Consider the following 24,808-nt stretch of genomic DNA (forward strand, 5'->3'; position numbering starts at 1 on the left):
GCACTAAACCCCCGCATTAGGAAAGAGCCTGACGTTCAAATTCTTCCTCAGGAATATAGGTCCGACATTAGGACAACCCACTCTAGCCGCTAGTGGCTACTAAACACCCCCAATAGGAGAGCCTGAGAGCTTTCCAGCGCCGCTTTCACTAATGGTGCACATCAGGAGAACCCCCCGGGTGATCTCCACCTTCCCAAGGCCTCCACGGCCATCTTTCACAGGCTGCACCCACCCCGCAGCCCTTCATCCCTTTTCAAGAACTGAGTTTGCATGACACAGCTACAGCACAAACACGCCCGCGCCGTCCGCGTCTTCTCCCTGCCACTTCACGCCTTCGGGCACCTCAAGGCTTTCGCACGGCTTTATCAGGAACAGGTCACCCTCAAGGGCGATGGCCGCACGGTAACCAACAGCGAGGCCCTCTGCAACATCCTGCAGGACCACGCGAACATGAGCCTGGTCGCCACCATGAATGGCCTCACGATCCCAGAGCTTTGCAGCGCATTGCTCCACCGTGACCTGATCCTGACCAAGCCCGCAGCATGACCCGCGCACAAGTCTCAGACAACTTCGGTGCGGAGCGCCTCCAGACGCAAGCCCGCGTGATCGCCCAAACCACCACGACCCAAGCGGCCCCCAACATGGAAGCCTGGAGGGGCCTCGGTGAAGCGTTCGCTGCGGGTGACATGTTGATCGACAAGAACGCGGCCTACCAGAAGGAGCAGGACGAAACCCGTGCGGCCACCTATGCGAACTCCATGACGGTCGCGGAGCTTGGCAAGCGGATCAAGGAGGACAAGATGCTGGCCTCCGAGTCGCCAGTCTTCGCAGCCACCGTGCAGCACATATGGGGCCAGAACTCCCACGATGCGATGCAGCGGGATGTGATGTCGAAGGTGACCACCGGGGAACTCAAGTTCAACAACCCTCAGGAAATTGACACGTACCTCACGGAGAGCCGGAACACCACACTCTCGGGTGCCGGTAAGTTCGCCACTGCGGGCTTCGACAAGGGCTATGCGAGCCTGCGTGAGAAGCTCATGGATTCCGTGGCGAAGGTGAACGATGCCAAGATGGTTGAGGAAGGGACCATACAGGCCTCCGACAGCCTCAGCAACACACTCCTCAAGGTCACCGGCACGGACTTCAAGGGGACACCTCAGGAGGCCGCAGCGGCTGTCCTGGATCAGTACCACCTGTTGCGCCACACGAAGGCCCTCCCGGACAAGGCCAGCAAGGCGGCTCTGGAGGAGGTGGTCACCCGTGCAGCTACGTCCGGCAAGACGGCCCTGCTGGAGTCCCTACTGAACAGTGAGCTTCCCGACCTGGGCTCCGTGAGGGGCTTCCTCGGGGAAACCAAAGCGGCCACCTTGACGAACCAGGCGACCACTCGCTACGACCAGGGGCAACGCCAGCGGATAGACGATGAGGTCCTCCCGTTCATGCAGGCCAGCGACACCGGCTCCCTCAACGTGGAGAAGTTCATGGCCTGGGCACAGCACCCGGACAACAAGAAGTACACGACAGCGGCCACGATCCACGCCATCACGCACGCCAACATGGCCGCGCTGGCGCACCAGCAGAAGGGCTTGGAGAAGTCGGCCATGCAAGGTGCTGTGATCCGTTCCGAGTATGAGGCGAAGAAGCGTGTGGACGCGGCCCTCACGAAGGGCACCCTCTGGGAAGCTCAAGGCAACAACACGCCCCAGGTGCTGACCACCACGGGTGATGTCAAGGACTTCGACGTGAAGAAGTATGCGGAGGACGCACTCACGATGAAGACCCAGGGCCTACCGTTTGACCAGCAGGTATCCGCATGGGCCATGAACGGTGTCAAGAACCCATCGTGGGAGAAGCAGCTTCAGGCTGGCCTATTGAACCTCAGCAGCATCTCAGTGGACGCCAAGGGGAAACCTAACGGGCAACTGAATGAGGCCGGGACGAAGGCTATTGAGTTGTTCAGGCAGTTGGATGCTGTCAATCCTGATGCCGCACGGCAGACGGCGGGGGAGGCGGAATACAAACGCTTCTCCGACATCGCCTTCCTGATGCACTTGGGGCGTGACCCCTCGGATGCCGCCTCGATAGCCAGTAACGCGGCCCAGGGCGGAACCTTAGGCGGGCCTGGCGAGGCAATGGCGAAGAAGGTAGCCTCTGCCGTGGGAGACCTCACGGGTACACCGTGGGCGGACTGGTTCGCCAATCGCTGGGGGAATGTGCAGGACTTCGGCAGTACCCTCAAGCGGCTGGCCCCTGTGGTCAACCCGGTTGAGAGGGTGCGCGGTGTGGTGAAGTTGGGTGCCGGTGAGGTTGCAGAGGGCGCGAGGCTCCTGCTCTTTGGTGGTGCGGTAGGTCCCGCTGAACCCGGCCATGTCATGCGGAACAGCCTTGCCAACACCTCTCAGGTCCACGGCATGGTGCAACGCTATGCGACCCTGCTGGCCCACAGCGGCCAAGTGGGCGATGCAGAGACGGCACTGAAGATGGCAGTGAGCTACATCAGCCGGCCTGAGGTCACAGCCCAGGTCAACGGCACCCTTTACCTCAAGTCTGAGATGCCAGCGGCCCCATCCAACACCCGGACCTCTGCTGAGTGGCTTGAGAAGTTCATTGATGCCGTGCCCAAGGCCCGTGCAAAGGAACTAGGCTTCCCCGGCGAATCCGTGCGGCTGGAGTATGACGACCGCTCACGCTCCTACCGTGCATTTGTAGCTGGGATTCCCCTCACGAACCCCGAAGGTGGCCTCATGGTGTGGCAGCGGGGTGCTATCCAGCAGTGGTATTCCACTCAAGACCAGATTGACCTGGTGAAGGCGGCAAGCGAAGCCTCAGACAAGCAGGTAGATGGTCTCCACGCGGCATACCTCAAGCGTGTGGGCAAGGAACAGGGCGACCTGCAAACAGCTGACCCGTTCGTAATGGAACGCTACGACTCCTCAGCAGGAGGTCAGCTGCAAGCAGCCCGCTTGTTCTCCAGGGAAGCCTTCAGGCGCATCAGCCGCGATGGCAACCAGGACAAGCCACTCAGTGAACTGATGACGCTCTACCCGGCCACAAGCCGGAAGTAACTTCCCTTTGATTTAACTCGACGGCGGGGGCCAAAAACCTCCGCCTGTAATCCTATGACAGACAGACAAACAACTACACACGGCACAGCCTCCACGGAGCCCGTTATGGGGTCTACAGGAGACGCGAGGGCAACCCGCAGACCAACATGGCGTGAGCGATACGCAGCCCAGCCACGGGCCTCTATTCGCCTCGACTACAAAAGCCATTCAGTTCGTGCCTACGCTGATGAAAGTGGCGCACTGTGGTTCGTCCTGGTGGACATCTTCAATGCCCTGGAGAAGCGCAAGACTTGGCCCCTGAGGAAGCGGATCACGGACCCGAAGGACATCATGCTGGTCCTCGCTTGGGTTCCCAATGTTGCGACTCCTGCGGGTGGCGGCTGGGCCTTGATCCAGGCTACGAACCTTAGTGGTCTTGAGGCCATGCTGACCTTTAGTTCACTCGCGACGGCTCCAGGGTTCCTCAGGTGGGCGCATGAGGTCACAGCCGCCGGGGAGCGGGCGTGACCGTGTACTCGATGGAACTCTCCGAGGGTAACCAAGCCACGTATCCGCTCGGTACATTGAAGGAGTGGGCCTGCCAATTCCTAGGTGTCCAGAGGTGTTCTCCTGCGTATCTCAAGGCACTTTCCATCGTACTGGGCAACATGGCCCGCGCTGATGCACACGGTGCAAGGCTTATCTTGAAGACCATTGTTCCCTGGGCCACGCGACAGACCATGCGGACCCTTCTGGAGCAACTGTGTGAGGCCGGGTGGTTAACCCGATGGAGCAATCCCAAGAAGGCCACCTTCGCATATGTTGGACGTGGCGATAGGACCCCCGAGGAGGACCCAGCTATGGCTTACAGCCGTCTTCAGAGGGAAGCTGAGGATGCGGACTTCAAGCGGTATCTGACCGCCTTGGGTCTCACAACTGGGGACTGTCCTTACTAACCGCCTGGAGGTGTCTTAGCAACCGCTAAACACCCCTTAGCAACCGCCTTATAAGAGATACCAAAAGGGGAACCTGAGGAATGCCCTGACCGCCATTCGCTGTGTGCCTGCTGGTGCACCGGAGACCACTTCAACATAGTCCAGCAGTAAGCCAGCGGGCGCTCTGATCGTGGAATGACCATAAATATTTCTCCCATGTGGTCAGCCAATGAAGGGTAACCGTGAGGTCACCTATTGGGCGGCGTGGGCCTCCGTCTATCTGTAGTGCCGGGGGTTGGGCTGATTGGCCGTCATTTATAGTCGAAGTCGCCTGAACCAGTAGAGGATTGGAATGAAAACTTTGCTACACACGCCTTTCAGCCTTCAACTCCTAGTGAGGCGCAGCTTAAGTGGGCCAGCCACTCGGACTCTAATTTTGAGCTCTATGCTGTGCGCGGTAGCTGTTCAGGTTAAAGCTCAAACTGCAGAAAATTACCTCTGCATTCCTGACCAATCAACTGGCTTCAGGTTCGACACCACTTCGAATACATGGCAGACGGCGCAGTTCAATGTTAAGAATTCAAAGTATTTGCTCAGCAAGAAAGCGGCCAAGTGGCAGTGGAAAGAATTCAGCAAAACAAGCTCTACGGAGTGCAGCGGCGATTTCAATGAATATGGTTTTCTGCGCTGCGATCACATGGAAAGAATTATTGTGAATCGGGATAGCCTGCGGTTTCAGATTATTTATCCAATAGGTTACGTGGTCAGTAAAAGCGTGAAAGATCAGAACCAAGATAACCCCTCGATTGAAATAGGCCGTTGCTCCGCTTTGTAGTCAACGACACACCAAGCCGCTTGTGCGTCACCTCTCATTTACTGTTGCCGCAGTACTGCTGTTTGCAAATATCAGCACCACCCTCGCGGCCACCCTTCAGGGCACCGTAGTGGGCATCCAGGACGGAGACACCATAACGATCCTTGACGCCTCCAGGACCACCCACAAGATTCGCCTTTCGGGGATTGATGCGCCTGAGAAGAAGCAGCCTTACGGCAACGCCTCCAAGCAGGCCCTCTCGGATATGGTCTATGAACGCACGGTGACCATTGAGTACGACAAGTACGACCGCTATGGCCGCAAGGTGGGGAAGGTGCTGGTGAACGGTATGGATGCCAACCTGGAGCAGGTTAGGGCGGGCCTCGCGTGGCACTACAAAAAGTACCAGAAGGAGCAACCTGCGGAGGACCGCTTGGAGTACGGAAGGGCAGAGGTCAAGGCGCGGGAGGAGGGTAAGGGGCTCTGGAAGGATGCTCAGGCGGTGCCCCCGTGGGACTACAGGCACATTCGCTAGCCTGCTAAAGCAGCCTTGGCCTGTTCAACTAATTCCTCAGAACCGTAGTTCATCTGCAGTTCTTGTTCGTTTCTCATCCACCGGAAAACCGTGTCGAAGATTAGGGGGTTCCGTTTCCTTCCATCGTAGATCTCGTTCTGTAAATTGCGCGAATTTGCGCCAAGCTCGTCTTCAGCCATACCTGCAAGAGCAGACGACCAGAGATTTTCTGAAAAAGTTTGGAGCTTGTCTAATCTGTCTGCGGCGTCTCTATGCTCAGTTGCTTGACGCAGACCTAGCGAAAATGCTGGGGTTAATGGTGCGGCAATTTTCAACACAAAATCAGCAATTGTTAGCCCGGCTGCAAAGCCTACCCATGCCGCAATTAACGCAACCAACCCAAGTGCAACTTGCAAGGTTGTGGCGTACCGTCTCCGCTGTTGCGAATCCCACCAACAGTTCGCCCGCTGACACACAAGCCTTCCCAACGGCAATGACAGTTGATCAATAGTTGGCGAATACCAATTCTTTAGCGAAGGCATTGTGCTTGCCCATTTTGAATATTTTTTTGCTTGGGCGTGCACTTTTTCAGGATCAGGACGTTTGCCAACCTTGAGTTCGTTCCATGGGAGATTCAGAACATAACAGTCGAAGATTTCTTGTATAGCAGCTGCGTTTTCCCGCAGCCTTTTTTGCCAAGGCGTCAGCAAGGCAGTATCTAAAACGGCAACACTTAATCCCCACAGGGCGGCGTGCCCCTTGTATTCTGGCAAAAAGACTGCAATCAACGCCGTGAAAATCGCTATGGGAATAGCCAATATGAGCTGAAAACCAAATACATGCTTTGCTGTCGCATAAAGCTGGCGTTGCGCTGACAGGCGCTCCAATTCGCGCTGTTCGTTCTGTCTGCTGTTGATTGTGTTCATGGGTAGTAATAGTTTGGAAATGCATCCGCATACACAAGCCGCCAATAGTCAAATGCATCAGAAGTTTTACCCGCATGTGCGTAGGCCATTGCGTTCTCAGCGCGAGTCGTGGCTCGCTTTAAAGCGGACAACGCCTCTTCCTTATTCACTGCGGACTTGCACGCAGATATCTGGCCGGAAAATCCCATCGGGTCATTGATCCCGCTCAACCCACTAGACAATAAATTCTTAAATATGTTTTTCACATCTATTGGGTAGACGATTGAGGATTCTCCCGCCGCGTATTTTGCGATCATCATCTCCAAATAAAAGGAAGATATCGGAACGTTCCTGAGATATTTCCAGGCTTTCACAAAACGAATCAGGGGTTTAACTTTTCCTGCCAACCGCTCATCTACTACACGTACATATGCGTTGTGAGCATCTGGGCTGGCTTTCATCCAACCTCCCGTACCGTCTGCAATGTCATATATCTTGCAGCCCGATTCTTCGCGTAGAAAATCTGCGGGAACTACCTCAGTGACTTCTGAGCGCAATGTTCCAAAAGGAATGACCACTGCCGGAGAACTAACCCGGACACCCGTATTTGGGTAGCGGAGGTCCAACGCCGCTCTAACTTTTTGTAGCGAATAGATTGAAGATTGGGTGAGAGACGGTGTCGGTAGGCACGCCAAATAATCAACATCGCTGTAGCCTGAAATGCTCGTGCCGTTACCAAAAGAGCCAATCCTCACGAACCGGATAAGACCAAAGTTAGCTCGTATAGCGCCTTCGATGGACGCCCTGTGACTTTTAGCTGCAGCGGTTTCTACTGATGTTGCTTTGAGCTTGCTTAGGAAGTCTTCAAAACCTTCTTCTATAGTTCTTGGCATTTCCCCTCCAATTTGTGCAACCAATTGTGCGCTTTTAAGCGTTCGTTAGATTTACCTGATTGTCTTAAGTAGTTTGAGTGCTGGGTAGCTGATAGCCTCTACAGCCGCCTGTACTTCTTTAACAGTCCAATGGTCGTAAATGATGGTGCCTACACTGCCCCCGCTTTCGTGACCCGTGATCTTGTCCATCGTGGATTCGCTGAAACCTGCACGACGCATCAATGGCCTTACGGTATGTCGAAAGCAATGGAAGTCCGGTTTCTCTCCTAAACCAATCCCCCTGCGATAACCTGAGAACCAATTGCTGAAGTAGCCGCTAGGTTTTCCTTCACGAAGCCTTAAGGTAGGCCACAAGGACACCGATCCTGACGCCCGCACGGTCGCCACGTAATCGAGGAACCCTAACCGGATCAATTCGCTGTGTATAGGAATCTTTCGCCGCCCAGCCTTCGTCTTGATCTTCTGTCCTTCGCCTTCATCGGTCAGCGATAGGACCGGGATGCCTTCAACGTCCCCCACGTCCTCGGTTCGCAACTGACAGAGTTCACCGAGGCGGGCACCCCCATAAAGCCCCAGGAGGGGTATCCAGTAAGCAGCCGCACCGCCTGAGTTCCAGGCAGTAGGCAATTCATAGGCTTGGTGCAATGGCGCATGGAAGAGGGTCTTGAGTTCGGGGTCAGTCCAAGGACGGCGCTCCCCGGTAGTCACAGAGTCAATCTTTAGGCCCACCCAAGGCTGTCGCGGAATCCACTCAAGGGTCTCAGCCGCGAACTTGAGGAGCGACTTCACCCAGTTCAGCCGGTCTCTGGCAGTTTTGGTGGTGTTGGAATTCTCCCGTAGCCATGAGCGGAAGTTATCCCCCTGAGATCTCGTGATGGCCTTGAGAGACACCCCAGGGGCAAACGACTCAAACAGCTTGAGGGCACGATTGCACGCCGCCACGGTGTCCTTAGTTCGCACACTATCGCCCGACATCTTCCAGCGGTCATACACGTCCCGCAGGGTCCGCTTCTCGTTTGACGTGGGGGTGGCTGTGGAGGGCACGGAAGGCGTCTCCACGACCTCTCCAGCGTCCCGGAGGGTGACCTCATGGAGAGCCTTGCGGTACGCCTTGAGCGACTCCTGGAGAGCCTCTCTTGCACCTGGGGTTGCTGGATTGAACGACAGGCCAAGTGATACAGCCTCTGCCTGGACTATCGGCAGCACCGTTACGAGGTTGCGCCTGCTGAGGCTCTCCGCCGCCTTGCTGTCCAAATATTCGTTCAGCCCGGCCAGTTCTCTCGCTTCGTCCTCCCGCAGGCCCCGAAGGTCGTCCGGGTCGCGGGGCGGTGGCGTGAGGTTGAGCGTGTGTGCCGGATTCGCCTTCCTCAGGTCAAGCTCGCGGCGAACGTGGGCCATTTCAGCCAGAAGGGGGAGGTCATTGCGTAGCCTGTCGTCCTCCCGAAGGACCGCCATATAGACCCGCTGGGCAAGCTGGGCGGACATCTCTGGGGTAACCGCCTGGAGCGGGAGGGGGTTTAATTCGCGGCGCTTGGCCTCAAATTTGGAGAGCCATTCGGCCCGCTTCTGGGTGGCCCTGAGGACCGCTTGGGGCCGTTCGCTAGTGTCCAGAGAGAGGTTCACTCGGGATGTCCCTAGGGCCTCCTGAAGGTCACCTGGAACGAGGATACGAACGTACCAGCGGGAGCCCCGCAGGTTCAGCCCTTCGACTTGAGCCATGTCTTTTTCCGTCTTCATAAAGTTAATGAAGTGACACAGTCAAGTGATACAAAACCGATGCGGAGAGCCGCTCTGGGCTTGAAACCCGCATGAATACTCGGTTTCTTGGTTATAAGGTGACGAGCCTTGACCCCGGCACTGGCTCCACAGTTAGGGCTGCTTGGTTCCCCACCTGACCCGGTTGGCCGCTTTACCATGCGGGAAGGCCCGTCACCTATCATTGTAAGTGACTGCCGATAGCCCTTGGATTGCCAGCGTTTTATCCGGCTATATGTAGCCCTTCAATGACGGGTACAAGCCTTGCCCACTTTAGAATGCAGACTATGGGTGCTTCCAGAAATCCAGCTTTTCGGGATGAAGTGCAAGGCGCCCGGAGCGCAGGACACCGGAATGCACTTGTGTGCATGAGGATTCCGAGCACCGCGCAACGCAGCAATTCGCCCGAAAAATGAATTTATAGAAGTACCCATGTCCTATCTCGTTCTTGCACGCAAATACCGGCCGAAAAATTTCTCTGAAATGGTCGGGCAGTCGCATGTCGTGCAGGCGCTGGGCAATGCGCTGACGACGCAGCGCCTGCACCATGCCTACCTTTTTACCGGTACGCGGGGCGTTGGCAAGACGACCATCTCGCGCATCCTGGCCAAGTCGCTCAACTGCCTGGGTACAGACGGGCAGGGCGGCATCACCGCCACGCCTTGCGGTGTGTGTCAGGCCTGTACCGACATCGACAGCGGGCGCTTTGTTGATTACACCGAGCTGGATGCCGCATCCAATCGCGGCGTCGATGAGATCGCCCAGTTGCTGGAGCAGGCGGTCTACAAACCTGTTGTGGGCCGCTTCAAGGTCTTCATGATCGATGAGGTTCACATGCTCACGAACACGGCGTTCAACGCCATGCTCAAGACGCTGGAAGAGCCCCCCGAATACCTCAAGTTTGTGCTGGCGACCACAGATCCTCAAAAAGTACCAGCGACGGTGTTGTCGCGCTGTCTGCAGTTCAATCTCAGGCCGATGGCCCCCGAGACTGTGCTCGAGCACCTGGGCAAGGTGCTGGCCGTTGAAAACGTGCCTTCAGAGCCGCAGGCCCTGCGCCTGCTGGCCCGCGCGGCCCGCGGCTCCATGCGCGATGCGCTGTCGCTGACCGACCAGGCCATTGCCTTTGGGTCTGGCGAACTGCTCGAGTCCAGCGTTCGCCTGATGCTGGGCAGCGTAGACCGGTCGTATGTCTTCCGCCTGCTTGATGCACTGGCGCGTGGAGACGGCAAGACGGTGGTGGAAACCTCCGAAGCGCTGCGCCTGCATGGTCTGAGCGCCGCATCCACCCTTGAAGAAATGACCACTGTGCTGCAGCGCATGGCCGTGCTGCAGGCCGTGCCTGAAATGATGGCGCAGGAAGCCGCAGGTGCAGGCGACAGCGATGCCGACCCGGAGGCGACGGAGACCGCAAGGCTGGCGCAAACCATGCCTGCAGATGAAACGCAGTTGCTGTACAGCCTGTGCCTGCACGGACGCGGCGAACTCGGCCTGGCGCCTGATGAATACGCAGCCCTCACCATGGTGCTGTTGCGCCTGCTGGCCTTTAAACCGCAGGGTGCGCAAACCGCTTCCATGGGGAGTGCCGCCGAGCCCCTAAAAAAGCCGCAGCCTGAGACTGCCCGGCAGGCGCCAGCCCGGAGCCCGCCATCGGTCGCGTCGTCTCCGACATCGCCTTTTGTCCCTGCGCCTGCTGCGTTTTCGCAGCCTGTCCCTGCGATGCGACTGCCGGAAAGCACTTCCCCGCAACAGGAAGGAGCCCCCGGGACAATGAATACACGGCCACCCGCTGCCGTTTCAGCCCCCGTTGAATCAGTTTCCGCGCCTGCCGCACTGGCACCAGAACGTTTGCCGCCGCAGCCTGCGGCAAAGGCCGCAGACAGCATGACGCCCGTCGTTGTGGTGCAAACCGCGCTTGGCAATGAGTGGAGCGAGATCGTGGGCCAGCTGGTGACGGCCGAGGCCATCAATGCCCTGGCACGTGAACTGGCCCTGCAGTCTGAACTTTGCGCACGGGAAGGCAACACCTGGACCTTGCGCGTCGAGCGCCAGTCGCTGAACCAGCCTGCCGCCTGCGAAAAGCTTCAGGTGGCCCTGCAGGCCCTGCTCAATGCCGAACCGGCGGTACAGGTGCTGATAGAGGTCGGCCCGGTTGCGGACACGCCGGCCCGCCGCAACCTTGCCGCGCAGCAGGAGCGTCAGCGCCAGGCGGAAGAACTCATACAAAATGATCCGTTTGTGCAGGACATGGTGCGCAACTGGGGCGGCAAGGTGGTGCCCGGCAGCATCAAGCCCGTGCCCCGGCCGGCTGCTGCCGCGATGGCCAAGCCGATATGATCAAACGCAACGCCCGTACCGATTTTTAAAGGAAATACACCATGTTCAACAAGGGACAACTCGCAGGCCTCATGAAGCAGGCCCAGGCCATGCAGGACAACCTGAAAAAGGCCCAGGATGAACTCGCCTTCGTGGAAGTCACAGCTGAGTCCGGCAACGGTCTGGTCAAGGTCACCATGACCTGCAAGCACGACGTCAAACGCGTTGAGATCGATCCCAGCCTGCTGGCCGACGACAAGGACATGCTGGAAGACCTGGTCGCTGCAGCCTTCAATGCGGCCGTGCGCAAGGCTGAAGAAGTGAGCCAGGAAAAAATGGGCAAGCTGACGCAGGGCATGCCTGGCCTGCCAGGCGGGATGAAATTCCCCTTCTAACCTTGTGTGCCCCCACGTTTGCTCACTTCGTGTAGCTCTCTGCCCCCCGAGGGGGCCGCTGCGCCTGCAGCCCGGCAAAGCCGGTTCTGCGGCCCCTGCTTGCAGGGACAAGCCCGTTTATCCCTTTGCCGTCCTGACGTCACATGGCTAACTCCAACGCTCTTGAGGGCCTGACCCAGGCGCTGCGCAAGCTGCCTGGCGTGGGCGCCAAGTCGGCTGCCCGCATGGCGTTTCACCTCCTGCAGCATGACAAGGGCGGTGCGTTGCAAATTGCCGCCGCGCTTGAGCATGCGGTGAGCAGCATCAGGCACTGCTCGCTGTGCAACACGTTGACCGAGTCCGAGATATGCAGCACCTGTGCCAGCCCCCAGCGTGACCGCAGCAAGCTGTGCGTGGTCGAGACGCCTGCGGACCAGGCGGCCCTTGAAAGAACGCTGGCCTACAAGGGTCTGTACTTTGTCCTGATGGGAAAGCTGAGCCCACTGGATGGCATTGGCCCCAACGACATCGGTTTGCAGAAGCTGTTTGATCGCGTGGTACCCAAAGATGCCCAGGGCCAGCCTTCGGCGCCTGAATCCCGCGAAGTGCAGGAAGTCATCCTGGCCACCAACTTCACGGCTGAAGGCGAGGCCACCGCGCACGTGATAGCGCAGGCGCTCAAGAGCCGGGGTGTGCAGGTCACGCGGCTGGCGCGTGGCGTGCCGGTGGGCAGCGAGCTTGAATACGTGGACCTGGGCACCATTGCGCACGCGCTGGTGGACAGGCGCTGATTTTTTGCCGGCCTTGCTGTGTGCGGCCCTAAAATTCTGAACATTGTTTGTGTACGGTGGGCGTAGCCTGCAGACCCACAGGATTTATAAAAATGACATTTGCTCGCTTCACGTTTGCCTATTGGTGTCTCCTCGTGGCTGCCCTGCTCCCCATCATTTGCGCCGGCATTGCCAAATACGGCACCTTTGACAAACCCCGGCGAGATGGTGGCTTCGACAACCACAATCCTCGCGCGTGGCTGGCGAGACAAACCGACTGGCGCGCCCGTGCCAATGCCGCACAGGCCAATACCTTTGAGGCGCTGCCTTTCTTTTTTGCGGCAGTGATCATTGCGCACCAGCTGCAGGCGCGTCAGGCCCTCGTTGATATCCTTGCTTTCATGTTTGTGGTGCTGCGTATTGCTTATGTCCTGATGTATGTCGCCGACATGGCCAAAACGCGCAGCAGTGTCTGGGCCGTGGCGCTACTTGTCAACATCGTCATTCTTTTTTCGGGCTATCGCTGATCTCACGGCAGTCGTGACCTGACTGCTGCCTGACCCATAAATCGCAGGCCTTGGGCCGGCCGTAACCATTCGTTAATGAAGCAGGTTTTTTCGGTACAAACCCGCACGGGATGACCCCGATGCGGGTTTTTTTGCGCCTTGATAAGCTTCAATCAACTTAAAAAAACAAAGGGACGCACAAACATGATCACATCCCACAAGCTCTCGCGACGCGCATTTGCCGGTGGCACCGCGATGGCTGCTGCGACGCTTGCCTTTCCTTCGCTGCGTGCGCAGGGCAAACTCGAAAAAACAAAAATCTCCCTCGCTGTCGGGGGCAAGGCCGCGTTTTATTACCTGCCCTTGACGATTTCCGAACAACTGGGGTATTTCAAGGCTGAAGGTCTCGACATCGAGATCAGCGACTTTGCCGGGGGTGCGCGTGCACTGCAGGCAGTGGTGGGCGGCTCTGCAGATGTGTGTTCGGGTGCTTTTGAGCACACCATCAACCTGCAGTCCAAAAACCAGATGTTTCGCGCATTCGTATTGCAGGGCAGGGCGCCACAAATCGCTTTTGGTGTCTCTACCAAGGCCATGCCCAACTACAAGACGATTGCCGACCTCAAGGGTAAAAAGATCGGCGTGTCTGCGCCTGGTTCTTCTACCAACATGATGGCCAACCTGGTTCTGTCACGTGGTGGCCTGCAGGCCAGCGATGTGAGTTTTATCGGTGTGGGTACGGCTGCCGGGGCGTTGTCGGCACTGCGCTCGGGCCAGATAGATGCGATGAGCAACACCGACCCGGTCATGACCATGCTGGAGCAAAAAGGCGAGGTGAAGATCATCAGTGACACGCGCACGCTCAAGGGTACACAGGAGGTGTTCGGCGGCACCATGCCCGCAGCCTGCCTGTATGCCCCTGTCGATTTCATCCAGAAGAACCCCAACACCTGCCAGGCCATGGCGAACGCCATCGTTCACGGCCTTAAATGGCTGCAGACCGCGGGCCCCGGCGACATCATCAAAACCGTACCCGAGAGTTATCTGCTCGGTGACCGTGCGCTTTACCTGGCGTCTTTCAACAAGGTGCGTGAGTCGATTTCGCTGGACGGCATCATTCCCGAGGATGGCGCGCGTACGGCGCTCAAGGCACTGGCCAGTTTTGATACCAGTATCAAACCCGACAAGATAGACATCAGCAAGCTCTACACCAATGAATTTGCGCGACGCGCCAAGGACAGATTCAAGGCGTGAGATGCGTTTGACAGGCCCTGGCGATGCGGCCCTTGAGTTCAAGGGCATCACCTGCACCTTCAGATCGAAAGACAACACCCCGGGCTACACAGCGGTGGGTGACACCACCCTGTGTGTCAACGCCGGAGAATTCGTGTCCGTTGTCGGGCCCACCGGTTGCGGCAAGTCCACCCTGCTCAATATCGGCGCGGGCCTTTTGCAGCCGACGCAAGGCAGTGTCAAAATTTTTGGTGAAACGCTGCAGGGTATCAACACCCGTGCGGGCTATATGTTCCAGACGGAGGCATTAATGCCCTGGCGCAGCGCCATCGACAATGTGATGGTCGGCTTGCAGTACCGCGGCATTCCCGATGACCAGGCACGCCTGCAGGCGCAGGCCTGGCTTGAACGTGTTGGTCTGGGCGGCTTTGGTGACCGCTACCCGCATGAGCTGTCAGGCGGCATGCGCAAGCGTACGGCGCTGGCCCAGGTGCTGGCGCTGGACCCCGACATCATCCTCATGGACGAACCTTTCAGCGCGCTGGACGTGCAGACGCGCCAGCTGATGGAAAACGAGGTGCTTGAACTCTGGGCTGCGAAGAAGAAGGCCGTGCTCTTCATTACCCACGACCTTGATGAAGCCATTGCCATGAGTGATCGCGTGATCGTTCTGTCGGCGGGCCCGGCCACGCATCCGATAGGCGAATTTGTGATTGATTTGCCCCGCCCACGCGACGTGGCGGAAGTGCGCACCCAGCCGCGTTTTGTAGAGTTGCACAAACAGATCTGGAATGTTTTGCGCGACGAAGTCCTCAAGGGGTACGCGCAACAACTAAAGAAGGTTGCATAGGCCCTGACATGTGGCACCACATCAAGCCCTCAGACAGCAACCTGCGCATCTGGCAACTGGGCCTGCTGGTTGTCATGCTGGGCGCATGGCACCTGGCCTCGCGTGACCAGCAGATCGCTTTTTTTCTCGGCGAGCCGATTCTTGTGGCCGGTCGCGTCTGGAGCTGGTTCATGCCCTTTGGTTTGGGGCCCAGCATGCTGTTTCCGGAGGGGCTCAAGGGCAACGCCAACATCTATATTCACCTGGGTACAACCCTGCTTGAGACCGTTCTGGCTTTTGGCCTGGGCACTGTCATGGGCCTGGCCTGCGGGTTGTGGCTGGCGCTTGCGCCTACGATTGGCGCCGTTCTTGACCCCTATATCAAGGCCGCCAATTCCATGCCGCGTGTGATCCTCGCACCCATCTTTGCGCTGTGGTTCGGTCTGGGCATCTGGAGCAAGGTGGCGCTGGCCATCACGCTGGTGTTTTTTGTCGTCTTTTTCAATGTGTACCAGGGCGTGAAAGAGGTCAGCCCGGTGGTGCTGGCGAACGCCCGCATGCTGGGTGCCAACCAGCGGCAACTCCTGCGCACCGTGTATTTGCCAAGCGCGACAAGCTGGGTGTTTTCCAGCCTGCACACCTCTGTCGGTCTTGCATTTGTCGGAGCGGTGGTGGGCGAATATCTTGGATCTGCCCGCGGTGTGGGCTATCTCATTTTGCAGGCGGAAGGCACGTTTGACGTCAATACTGTTTTTGCCGGCATCGTCGTGCTGACGGCCTTTGCATTGCTGCTTGACGGCATCGTTGGCAGGATAGAGGAGCGGCTCATGAAGTGGCAACCCCGCACCGGGGACACCGAAAAACTTTAATCGCCAATTGCGCGCAGTTCAGCGATAGCACCCATCACGATCTTTTCCTGCCGTCCTACAGCCCTTGTGTTATCAAGGCCGTAAAGTCATTCACACATGACAACACAGGATAAGGACACATCATGAACCTCTCACTCAGCATAGGCCCACTGGTCGCCCTCATCGCAGGCATCCTCATCCTGCTGGTGCCTCGCCTCCTCAACTACATCGTCGCGATCTACCTGATCGTGATTGGCGTTATTGGACTGGTTGGAATGAAATAGAACCTTGCGCCAAGGGGTTTCAAGCGCCGCTGTTTAGCGGCGCTTTGATTTGACGATGGTTTTGGAAGGGCTGCGCTTGACGGCAGCAACCGAATTGCGTGGGCCGCTCGCACGAACGGCGGCACGGGCCTTGATTGGCAGGTAGACCACAACCTGATGGCCCATCTTGAAAGCCGAGGACGCACTGACGCCGTTCCATTCGGCTACATTTGCCGCGCTCAGGCCATAGCGTTTTGCGATGCTGGCAACAGTCTCATTTTTGCGAGCCTTCACGTTTGTTTTGCGCGTCACGATTTCCGGTGCCAGCGACACCTGGGCGTTGTCTGCCACCTGCAATTTGACATCTTCGTCCATCTTCGCGGAGCGGGGAACCAGTAATGTTGAGCCAGCCTTGATCAGCATGCGTGGCGGAATATTATTGACCGCACGCAAGTCGGTCTCGCTCATTCCGGTGCGCCTGGCTGCTTCTGCCGTGCTGAGTGTGGATGGCGCTGTCCAGGCGGTCCAGCTCGCATACTGTCCCTGGCTGTAAGCATCAAAATTGCGCTGGAAGACTGTGGCGTTATTCCATGGCAGCAGGATCTGGGGGGTTCCTGCGGCAAGAATCACCGGCCTGTGCGCTGACGGGTTGAGTGCCTTGAAGTCTTCCAGTTTGACGTCGGCCAGTCTGGCTGCCAGTGAAACGTCAATGTCGCGCGTTATTTGTACCTGCTGGAAGTAGGGGTGGTTTTCAATCAGTGGCAATTCAGTGCGAAACCCTATCGGGTTGGCCACAATATTTTTCACGGCCTGCAGCTTGGGCACGTAAAGCCGGGTTTCGGCAGGCATGTTGAGGTCCATGTACCCCGTTCCCAGCCCGGCCTTCTGGTTGCGCGCAATGGCGCGTCCCACGCTGCCTTCGCCCCAGTTGTAGGCGGCCAGCGCCAGGTGCCAATCGCCAAACATGCCGTGCAGCTTTTGCAGGTAGTCCAGCGCGGCCCGGGTGGATGCAAGCACGTCGCGCCTGTCGTCGCGAAAGACGTTCTGCTTGAGGTCAAAGTACTTGCCGGTGGCAGGCATGAACTGCCACATGCCTGCGGCTTTGGCACTTGATACGGCTTGCGGGTTGAATGCGCTTTCAATGAAGGGCAACAAGGCCAGTTCGGTCGGCATCTGGCGCCGCTCAAGTTCTTCAACGATATGGAAGAGGTATTTGCTGGACCGCTCTGTCATGCGCTGGATGTAGTCGGGGCGGCTTGAATACCACTGCTCGCGATCCGTCACCAGTTCGCTCTGCAGGTCAGGCATGGCAAAGCCCCGGCGTATGCGGTCCCACAATTCCCTGGGGGGTTCGGTCTGGGCAATCCTGAAACCGCCTACCTGACCCGGTGTGATGCTCTTCAGGGGCCCGGAAGGAATAAGCGATGGCACGGTTTTTCCGTCAGCAGTGCCACTGGTCAGTACGGGATCTCCGGGCATTCCCGGCTGGCTGGCACAGCCCGCGAGCAGGGCTGCGCAAAATAGAAGTGTTGATAAAAAGAAGCGCGATTTGTCCGGGCGGTTTTTAAACGTCATTTGAATTGGTTTTTCCACTGCCTGATGGCGGCAAATACTGAAATGTCGTCATGTGCCGAAGCATCGAAATGCAGGGCAGCGGTTTTGACCGGAGCTTGCCGGGTACGCAGGAAAGGGTTGATTTTCAACTCCTGTTCTATTGAAGTGGGCAGCGTAGGCTGGCCAGCATCCCGCAATTTTACGCACTCGGCGTTGTAGGCCACAAGCTCTGTATTGCCTGGTTCAACGGCCAGCGCAAAACGCAGGTTGCCCAGCGTGTATTCATGGGTGCAGCAGACCCCTGTATTGGGGGGGAGCGCGGTGAGTTTGTCAAGCGAGGCAAGCATCTGCGCCGGTGTGCCTTCAAACAGCCGTCCACAGCCACCCGAAAAAAGCGTGTCGCCGCAAAAGAGCAGGGGGCGGCCATTGACCTCGGGCGTGTAATAAGCGATATGGCCTGCCGTATGGCCTGGCACATCAATCACGTTGAATTCGAGGCCCATCGCCGTGACCTTGTCGCCTTCCTTGAGGTGTTCGTAAGGCGAAGGAATTTTTTCAGTAGCAGGGCCATAAACCCTGGCTCCCGTGGTGTCGCGCAACTCATCCACGCCGCCGGTATGGTCTGCATGGTGGTGCGTGACTAGAATCGACTCCAGTTCCAGCGCGTTGGCTTTCAGAAAAGCCAGCACAGGCGTGGCGTCCCCGGGGTCTACAACCAGCGCGCGTTTGCCGTCATGCAACACCCACAGGTAGTTGTCTGCAAAGGCGGGGACGGGAATCAATTTCAACATGCAGTGGTCCTGATGAACTCGCAAATTATAGGTTTGGCTGACTGGCTCAAGACCCCCCCCGGCGAGTATCTGCTGGCCTGGGAGAGGGCGCAATTTGACGAAGCGGTGAGTGACATCTTTGGCTATCACGCGCTGCAGCTGGGCTTTCCGGAACTCGATGCGCTGGGTACAAACCGCATGCCCCATCAATGGCTTGCACTGAACACTCCACCACCGGCTGTGGCGTCTACCGTACCACCTTTGGCCGGTGCGGACTTACCTGGTTCCCTTACGAGTGCAGGCGTCGCAGCAAGTTCCCGGCCGCGCGCTGCGCTGGTGACCGATTCGGTCGCACTGCCGTTTCCTGCGGCAAGCCTTGATCTTGTCGTGCTGCCACACACACTGGAACTCAGCATGGACCCACACGCCACGCTGCGCGAAGTCGAGCGCGTGCTGGTGCCGGAGGGCCGTGTGGTCATCAGTGGCCTGAACCCGACCAGCCTGTGGAGCATGCGGCAGACACGCGGCCACTTCTACCGCCGTCTTGGCCACGGCGACCTGTTTTTGCCTGAAGCAGGCGAATTCATCGGCTACTGGCGGCTGCGCGACTGGCTGCGCCTGTTGAGTTTTGAGGTAGAGTCCGGTCGCTTCGGTTGTTATCGGCCAGCCCTGACCAGCCAGAAATGGCTGTCGCGCTTTGAATGGATGGACAAGGCCGGCGCCCGCTGGTGGCCGATTTTTGGGGCGGTGTATTTTGTTGTGGCAGTAAAGCGTGTTCAGGGCGTGAGGCTTCTGGAGCCCGCATGGAAGACGCGCAAGACTGTCGCTGCCGCACCAGCCGCGGTGGCCAACAAGGAGCCTGCAGCCAGACGCCAGGTCATGCGGGAAGCCGATTCACTCTTTTCGGAATAGTCAATCAAAAATTATCAGATGGCAGATTCACAAGACAGTACAAGCAATACAAATGGCCAGCAGGTCGTCATCTACACGGACGGCGCCTGCAAGGGCAACCCCGGCCCGGGCGGCTGGGGCGTGCTGCTCAGCATGGGCGGCACTGAAAAAGAACTGTTCGGCGGCGAGTTGGGCACTACCAACAACCGCATGGAAATGACGGCCGTCATCGAGGCACTGGCGGCGCTCAAACGGCCCTGCGCGGTCACGCTGTACCTTGACAGTGACTACGTCCGCAAGGGCATCACCGAATGGATACACGGCTGGAAGGCGAGGGGCTGGCGTACTGCCGCGAAGGCGCCGGTGAAGAACGTCGACCTCTGGCAAAAGCTCGATGCGCTGGTGGCCTCCAGCGGTCACCGCATTGACTGGCGCTGGGTCAAGGGGCATGCAGGCGACCCGGGCAACGAGCGCGCAGACGCGCTGGCAAACAAGGGTGTTGAACGCGCGCTGGGTCGCCTTTGACCTGAATGTGTGCAGGCGGTTCCGTACGGGCAACCTGAGAGCCTGTTTATGAACTGTAGGGGGTCGCGCAAGCACCTTGTCGGGATGGGCTGCAAGGCGCGGTGCGCAGCCAATAGCTCAGCTATTGGTAAGCAGCGCAACGCAGCAGACCGCCCGAGAAGGTGCTTGCCCTTCGGGTTGGGGTGAAATCGGGCGATTGCGCCGCCCAGGCCCTTGCATGGGCATGAGCCCGTGCGGCATGCCCGGACAGCACACTCATCCCGATTGCACCCCAACGCGACCCCCTACAGTTCATAAACAGACTCTAAACCATAAGCGTACATATTATCTGTCGCCGCACCGTGCCGGCCCAGTCTGTAAAGTCGTTGTAAAGCCGCCGCGTATCCCCCTGTCTGGCGACTGAAAAACGGCAGGTTGAGGCCTGTCTGCTGATACATTGGAAGTTTGTATCTTTTTATAACAAGTCTCCTTCCAGATGGCATCAAAAGCAATTTATACGGTGGTCGCGGCAGCGGGCATTGCTGTGGCGTCCGGCGCTGCATGGTGGTACCAGAAACCAAAAGCCAGTGATGCATCTGGTGCATCGCCTCTGGCGGCCGGGGCCGCCCAGGGTGCTGCGAGCGGCCCCTCTGATGGCAAGCCCTTGTCGGTAGAGTTCGCAAGAGTGGAGGTCGCCCGGATCACCGACGACACGCAGGCCGTCGGCAGCCTGCGGTCGAGGCGGGGCGTTGTGCTGCGGCCCGAGGTCAGCGGCCGCATCACCCAGCTTAATTTCACCGATGGCCAGCGTGTGCGCAAGGGTCAGGTGCTGGTTCAGTTCGACGATCAGTTGCCGTTGGCTCAGGTGCAGCAAAGCCAGGCCGAACTCTCGATTGCCCAGGCCAACCAGAAGCGCAACCAGGAACTGGTGTCGCAGAACTTCATCAGCCAGCGTTCGCTCGATGAAAGCGCGGCCAACCTGCAGGTGGCGCAGGCCAAGCTGTCTCTGGCGCAGGCGACCGCCGCACGCCTGAAGATTGTTGCGCCCTTCGACGGCATTGCCGGCATCCGTCTCGTCAATGTCGGTGACTACCTCAAGGACGGCGCCGATATCGTCAACATTGAAGACATTGATGCGCTGTTTGTCGACTTCCGCCTGCCTGAGCGCTTCCAGAGCAAGGTCAAACGCGGGCAGACTGCCATGCTTGACATCGACGCCTTGCCCGGCCGCAAGTACACCGCGCAGGTCCAGGCCATAGACCCGCTGATTGATGCCAACGGACGGTCCGTGGGTGTCAGGGGCTGCATAGACAACCGACAGCTGCAGATGCGGCCAGGCATGTTTGCACGGGTCAACGTGGTGTTTGGCGAGCGTGAAAACGCCAGACTGATTCCCGAGGAGGCGATTGTTCCCCAGGGCGGGCGGCAGTTTGTCATCAAGCTTCTTCCCGGCTCTTCTGCGCATACGCGTACGACAAAGCGGGTGGAGGTCAAAGTGGGCCTGCGTCGTCCCGGCAAGGTCGAGATTCTTGAGGGGCTGGATGCCGGCGACATGGTGGTGACCACCGGCCAGCAGCGCATACAGCGTGACGGCATGATGGTGACACTGGCAGATCTCACGGGGGGCGGGCGTGCCGCTGGCGCTGGTGGCGGGCCGGCTGCAAGGGCTTCGGCACCGGCTGCAGCCGCACAGGCCGCTTCTGCGGTTTCCGCTGGTGATACGCCGGTATCCGCTGCATCCATGCCGGCGGTGGCTGCTTCGGCGCCGCGCCTGCCTGCGGTCGTCGCTTCCGGCGCAGCAGCGGTTTCCGGGCCTAATCCGTGCGCCGAAGCCGTGCCTGCAGCGCGGGCTGCGCCCAAAGCTGGTCGCGCCTAGATCCTTGCGTCAACACGTGTCAAACAAGTATTGGGTCAACCATGCAACTCGCTGAAACATCCATACGCCGGCCAGTGTTTGCGACCGTCCTGTCGCTGCTGATATTGCTGGTGGGCGCTGTCAGCTTCAACCGGCTGAATGTGCGTGAGTATCCCAAGATCGACGAGCCTGTCGTGACCGTCAGCGTGCGTTATGCAGGCGCTTCGGCCGAGGTCATCGAATCACAGGTGACCAAGCCGCTTGAAGACTCCATCGCCGGCATTGATGCGGTGGACGTCATTACGTCCATCAGCCGTGCCGACCAGGCACAGATCAGCGTACGCTTCCGGCTTGAGAAAGACGCCGACTCGGCCGCTGCCGAGGTACGCGACCGCACCTCGCGTGTGCGCAACCGCCTGCCGCAGGCGATTGAGGAGCCCGTCATCGCCAAGGTGGAGGCCGATGCCTTCCCCGTGATCCAGATTGCGTTTTCCAGCGAGTCGATGACCCCGCTGCAGATCACGGACATCATCAACCGCATTGTCAAACCGCGCCTGCAGACCGTCAGCGGCGTGGCCGACGTGCGCATCTTCGGTGAGCGCAAGTACGCCATGCGCGTCTGGCTGGACACCGACAAGCTGGCGGCCTACAAGCTCACCACACAGGACGTTGAAGACGCCATACGCCGCAGCAATCTTGAGTTGCCTGCGGGCCGGATCGAGTCGCAGCAGCGCGAGTTCAGCGTGACCTCGCAAACCGACCTTGTCCGGCCGTCGCAGTTCAGCGAGATCGTGATCAAGACCGTGAACGGTTTTTCTGTCAAGGTGCGCGACGTGGCGCGCGTTCAGGAGGGTGCGGCCGACGAGCGCACGGCCGTACGCCTCAATGGCCGGCCTGCAGTGGCCATTGGCGTCATCCGTCAGGCCACTGCAAACCCGCTGGACTTGTCCAAAGGTGTGCGGGACGCCTTGCCCAAACTCAAGGCTGACCTGCCTGCGGACATGCTGATTGACGTGGCCAACGACAACTCCGTCTTCATCGACCGCTCCGTGAAGAACGTCTACCGCACCATCGCCGAAGCCATCGGCCTCGTGGCATTGGTGATCTTTGTGTTTTTGCGTACCATGCGTGCGTCCATCATCCCAATCGTCACGATTCCTGTCAGCCTGGTCGGCACCTTTGCGCTGATGGCCCTCGCCGGTTTCACCATCAACACGCTGACCCTGCTTGCGCTGGTGCTGGCCATTGGCCTGGTGGTGGATGACGCCATCGTGATGCTGGAGAACATCTTCCGGCACATTGAAGAAGGCATGGACCCGTTTTCAGCCGGCATCAAGGGCGCGCGTGAAATCGGCTTTGCCGTGATCACCATGACGGCGACGCTGGTGGCGGTGTATGCGCCGCTGGCCTTCACGCCGGGCCGTACTGGCAGGTTGTTTGTCGAGTTTGCGCTGGCGCTGGCCGGTGCCGTGGTGGTGTCGGGTTTTGTAGCGTTGACGCTCACACCCATGATGTGCACGCAGCTGCTCAAGCACAACCCGAATCCGAACCGTTTTGACCGTTTCATGGAAAGGGTGCTGACGTCCATGTCAGACCGCTACGGCGCCTTGCTGCGGTGGATAGTCACCACCAGGTACCAGTCGCCATCGTCTTCGACTGGCGGCATCGGCGAGCGGGTCAAGGGCTTTGTGCTGCAGGCGCGCTGGATTGTGGTCGGCGTCATGCTGCTCAGCGCGCTGGCCATTGCGCTGGTCTTTCCGACCATGAAGCAGGAGCTGTCGCCGATTGAAGACCGCGGGGTGATTCTGGCAAACGTGAATGCGCCCGACGGCGCCACGCTGGACTACACCAACCGCTATGCGCGGGCGCTCGAAAAAATGGGCGAGTCCTTTCCCGAGTTCGACCGTATCTTTGCCAGCGTCGGCAACCCCACGGTGGCGCAGGCGAGCGTCGTTTACCGTACGGTTGACTGGGACAAGCGCAACCGCTCCACCATCGACCTGGCCAGACAGTTGCAGCCTAAATTCAATGCCTTGCCCGGAGTGACGGCGTTTCCCATCACCCCGCCTTCGCTCGGCCAGGGCTTCCGCGAGCGGCCGCTCAACTTTGTCATCCAGACCTCTGACAGCTACCAGAACCTCAACGCTGTGGTGCGCCAGATGATGGAAGAGATTGCCAAAAACCCCGGCATCGTGTCGCCCGATATTGATTTGCGGCTGAACAAGCCCGAGCTGCGCATTGAGGTGGAACGCGACAAGGCGGCCGACCTGGGCGTCAGCGTGGAGGTGGTGGCCAAGGCCATCGAAACCCTGCTGGGCGGCCGCAACGTGACGCGCTACAAACGCGACGCCGAGCAATACGACGTGATCGTGCAGACCGATGCCAGCGGCCGCACCACGCCTGAAGACATCGACCGCATTTATGTGCGTGGCCGCAATGACGCCATCATCCCGCTGTCGGCCCTGGTCAAGGTGCGTGAAAGCGTGTCGCCGCGCGAGCTCAACCACTTCGGCCAGCGCCGCTCTGCCACCATTACCGCCAACCTCGCATCCGACTATTCGCTGGGTGAGGCGCTGAAGTTCATGGACCAGACCTCTGCCAGGATCCTGAAAACAGGGTACAGCACTGATTTGAACGGCACCTCGCGCGAGTTCAGAAACTCCCAGGGCGCACTGGCCATCGTTTTTGTGCTGGCGCTGGTGTTTATCTTTCTGGTGCTGGCAGCGCAGTTCGAGAGTTTTGTCGACCCGCTGGTCATCATGCTGTCGGTGCCGCTGTCCATGATTGGCGCGCTGCTGGCGCTGAAGTGGTCGGGCGGGTCGCTCAACGTTTACTCGCAGATCGGCCTGATCACGCTGGTGGGCCTGATCACCAAGCACGGCATTCTGATTGTCGAGTTCACCAACCAGCTGCGCGAGCAGGGCATGGAGATGATCGACGCACTCGTCAAGGCCTCGGCCCAGCGCCTGCGCCCCATCATGATGACGACGGGCGCCATGGTTCTGGGTGCGGTGCCACTGGCCTTCGCCCACGGTGCCGGCGCAGAAAGCCGCACCCAGATCGGCTGGGTCATTGTCGGCGGCATGTCTCTCGGCACCTTGCTGACCGTGTTTGTTGTGCCGACCATGTACACGCTGTTTGCACGTACGGCAGTTCCGGGTGCCAACACGGCCGAGGTGAAGGAAGCGCCGGGCCATCACGGTGAGCCGGAGTACGTCGCCAAATAAGGCCT

21 protein-coding genes and 1 other RNA gene are annotated in these 24,808 nt (G+C 58.8%); 16 read left to right on the forward strand and 6 right to left on the reverse strand.

The features are described 5' to 3' along the window. Nucleotides 1-270 precede the first annotated feature (270 nt). From HYX42_RS01610 to HYX42_RS01625, 4 genes are all read left to right on the forward strand, one after another. Nucleotides 271-546: a hypothetical protein gene (locus HYX42_RS01610; RefSeq protein ID WP_293398853.1), complete on the forward strand. Its 276-nt coding sequence runs from the start codon at nucleotides 271-273 to the stop codon at nucleotides 544-546. Continuing rightward, the gene (locus tag HYX42_RS01615) at nucleotides 543-3,068 is read left to right on the forward strand and encodes a hypothetical protein (RefSeq protein WP_293398854.1); all 2,526 of its coding nucleotides are present in this window, start codon (nucleotides 543-545) and stop codon (nucleotides 3,066-3,068) included. Before HYX42_RS01610 ends, HYX42_RS01615 begins: the two co-directional genes overlap by 4 nt. A gap of 1,266 nt (nucleotides 3,069-4,334) precedes the next feature. Next, nucleotides 4,335-4,817 carry a hypothetical protein gene (locus HYX42_RS01620; protein ID WP_293398855.1) on the forward strand — a complete coding sequence of 161 codons (483 nt, stop codon included), beginning with the start codon at nucleotides 4,335-4,337 and terminating at the stop codon, nucleotides 4,815-4,817. Between the two features lie 22 nt (nucleotides 4,818-4,839). Next, nucleotides 4,840-5,331, forward strand: a complete 492-nt coding sequence (locus HYX42_RS01625; RefSeq protein WP_293398856.1) for a thermonuclease family protein — start codon at nucleotides 4,840-4,842, stop codon at nucleotides 5,329-5,331. Here HYX42_RS01625 and HYX42_RS01630 read toward each other — a convergent pair. From HYX42_RS01630 to ffs, 4 genes are all read right to left on the reverse strand, one after another. Beyond that, the gene (locus HYX42_RS01630) at nucleotides 5,328-6,236 is read right to left on the reverse strand and encodes an S-4TM family putative pore-forming effector (protein WP_293398857.1); all 909 of its coding nucleotides are present in this window, start codon (nucleotides 6,234-6,236) and stop codon (nucleotides 5,328-5,330) included. The genes HYX42_RS01625 and HYX42_RS01630 overlap by 4 nt on opposite strands. Beyond that, nucleotides 6,233-7,108, reverse strand: a complete 876-nt coding sequence (locus HYX42_RS01635) for a nucleotidyltransferase (protein WP_293398858.1) — start codon at nucleotides 7,106-7,108, stop codon at nucleotides 6,233-6,235. Before HYX42_RS01635 ends, HYX42_RS01630 begins: the two co-directional genes overlap by 4 nt. Before the next feature lie 51 nt (nucleotides 7,109-7,159). Continuing rightward, on the reverse strand, nucleotides 7,160-8,827 hold the full coding sequence (locus HYX42_RS01640; RefSeq protein WP_293398859.1) for a site-specific integrase: 1,668 nt from the start codon (nucleotides 8,825-8,827) through the stop codon (nucleotides 7,160-7,162). A 115-nt stretch (nucleotides 8,828-8,942) separates the two neighbouring features. Beyond that, an RNA gene (gene ffs / locus HYX42_RS01645) (signal recognition particle sRNA small type) lies at nucleotides 8,943-9,039 on the reverse strand. A gap of 256 nt (nucleotides 9,040-9,295) precedes the next feature. Between ffs and dnaX the strand changes: the two genes are divergently transcribed. The 8 genes from dnaX (at nucleotide 9,296) to HYX42_RS01685 (ending at nucleotide 16,023) form a co-directional block, all read left to right on the forward strand. Next, nucleotides 9,296-11,200, forward strand: coding sequence for a DNA polymerase III subunit gamma/tau (gene dnaX, locus HYX42_RS01650; protein ID WP_293398860.1), 1,905 nt, complete (start codon nucleotides 9,296-9,298; stop codon nucleotides 11,198-11,200). Between the two features lie 41 nt (nucleotides 11,201-11,241). After that, on the forward strand, nucleotides 11,242-11,574 hold the full coding sequence (locus tag HYX42_RS01655) for a YbaB/EbfC family nucleoid-associated protein (RefSeq protein ID WP_293398861.1): 333 nt from the start codon (nucleotides 11,242-11,244) through the stop codon (nucleotides 11,572-11,574). Between the two features lie 143 nt (nucleotides 11,575-11,717). After that, nucleotides 11,718-12,344 carry a recombination mediator RecR gene (gene recR / locus HYX42_RS01660; protein ID WP_293398862.1) on the forward strand — a complete coding sequence of 209 codons (627 nt, stop codon included), beginning with the start codon at nucleotides 11,718-11,720 and terminating at the stop codon, nucleotides 12,342-12,344. 92 nt (nucleotides 12,345-12,436) lie between these two features. Next, nucleotides 12,437-12,850, forward strand: coding sequence for an MAPEG family protein (locus HYX42_RS01665; RefSeq protein WP_293398863.1), 414 nt, complete (start codon nucleotides 12,437-12,439; stop codon nucleotides 12,848-12,850). Nucleotides 12,851-13,084: 234 nt separating this feature from the next. Beyond that, nucleotides 13,085-14,083: an ABC transporter substrate-binding protein gene (locus HYX42_RS01670; protein ID WP_293399995.1), complete on the forward strand. Its 999-nt coding sequence runs from the start codon at nucleotides 13,085-13,087 to the stop codon at nucleotides 14,081-14,083. A gap of 1 nt (nucleotide 14,084) precedes the next feature. After that, entirely contained in the window at nucleotides 14,085-14,912 is an 828-nt protein-coding gene (locus HYX42_RS01675) for an ABC transporter ATP-binding protein (protein WP_293398864.1), read from the forward strand. Between the two features lie 8 nt (nucleotides 14,913-14,920). Then, nucleotides 14,921-15,760: an ABC transporter permease gene (locus HYX42_RS01680; protein ID WP_293398865.1), complete on the forward strand. Its 840-nt coding sequence runs from the start codon at nucleotides 14,921-14,923 to the stop codon at nucleotides 15,758-15,760. Between the two features lie 122 nt (nucleotides 15,761-15,882). Further along, a complete protein-coding gene (locus HYX42_RS01685; RefSeq protein ID WP_293398866.1) occupies nucleotides 15,883-16,023 on the forward strand; it encodes a DUF3096 domain-containing protein in 141 nt (46 codons plus the stop codon). A 33-nt stretch (nucleotides 16,024-16,056) separates the two neighbouring features. On the opposite strand, the gene HYX42_RS01690 is transcribed toward HYX42_RS01685, so the two are convergent. Both HYX42_RS01690 and gloB read right to left on the reverse strand, forming a co-directional pair. Then, the gene (locus tag HYX42_RS01690) at nucleotides 16,057-17,481 is read right to left on the reverse strand and encodes a transglycosylase SLT domain-containing protein (RefSeq protein ID WP_293398867.1); all 1,425 of its coding nucleotides are present in this window, start codon (nucleotides 17,479-17,481) and stop codon (nucleotides 16,057-16,059) included. 92 nt (nucleotides 17,482-17,573) lie between these two features. Further along, entirely contained in the window at nucleotides 17,574-18,344 is a 771-nt protein-coding gene (gloB, locus tag HYX42_RS01695; RefSeq protein WP_293399998.1) for a hydroxyacylglutathione hydrolase, read from the reverse strand. 15 nt (nucleotides 18,345-18,359) lie between these two features. Here gloB and HYX42_RS01700 point away from each other — a divergent pair, with 15 nt between their 5' ends. The 4 genes from HYX42_RS01700 to HYX42_RS01715 all read left to right on the forward strand — a co-directional run bounded on the left by HYX42_RS01700 (nucleotide 18,360) and on the right by HYX42_RS01715 (nucleotide 24,803). Continuing rightward, nucleotides 18,360-19,238 (forward strand): class I SAM-dependent methyltransferase, encoded by an 879-nt coding sequence (locus tag HYX42_RS01700; protein WP_293398868.1) that lies wholly within the window; start codon nucleotides 18,360-18,362, stop codon nucleotides 19,236-19,238. Nucleotides 19,239-19,256: 18 nt separating this feature from the next. Further along, nucleotides 19,257-19,742, forward strand: a complete 486-nt coding sequence (gene rnhA / locus HYX42_RS01705) for a ribonuclease HI (protein ID WP_293398869.1) — start codon at nucleotides 19,257-19,259, stop codon at nucleotides 19,740-19,742. A gap of 475 nt (nucleotides 19,743-20,217) precedes the next feature. Continuing rightward, nucleotides 20,218-21,597, forward strand: a complete 1,380-nt coding sequence (locus HYX42_RS01710; RefSeq protein ID WP_293398870.1) for an efflux RND transporter periplasmic adaptor subunit — start codon at nucleotides 20,218-20,220, stop codon at nucleotides 21,595-21,597. A 41-nt stretch (nucleotides 21,598-21,638) separates the two neighbouring features. After that, on the forward strand, nucleotides 21,639-24,803 hold the full coding sequence (locus HYX42_RS01715) for an efflux RND transporter permease subunit (RefSeq protein ID WP_293398871.1): 3,165 nt from the start codon (nucleotides 21,639-21,641) through the stop codon (nucleotides 24,801-24,803). Nucleotides 24,804-24,808: the final 5 nt, after the last annotated feature.

This window comes from Polaromonas sp. (assembly GCF_016185115.1).
Taxonomy (GTDB): domain Bacteria; phylum Pseudomonadota; class Gammaproteobacteria; order Burkholderiales; family Burkholderiaceae_C; genus Polaromonas.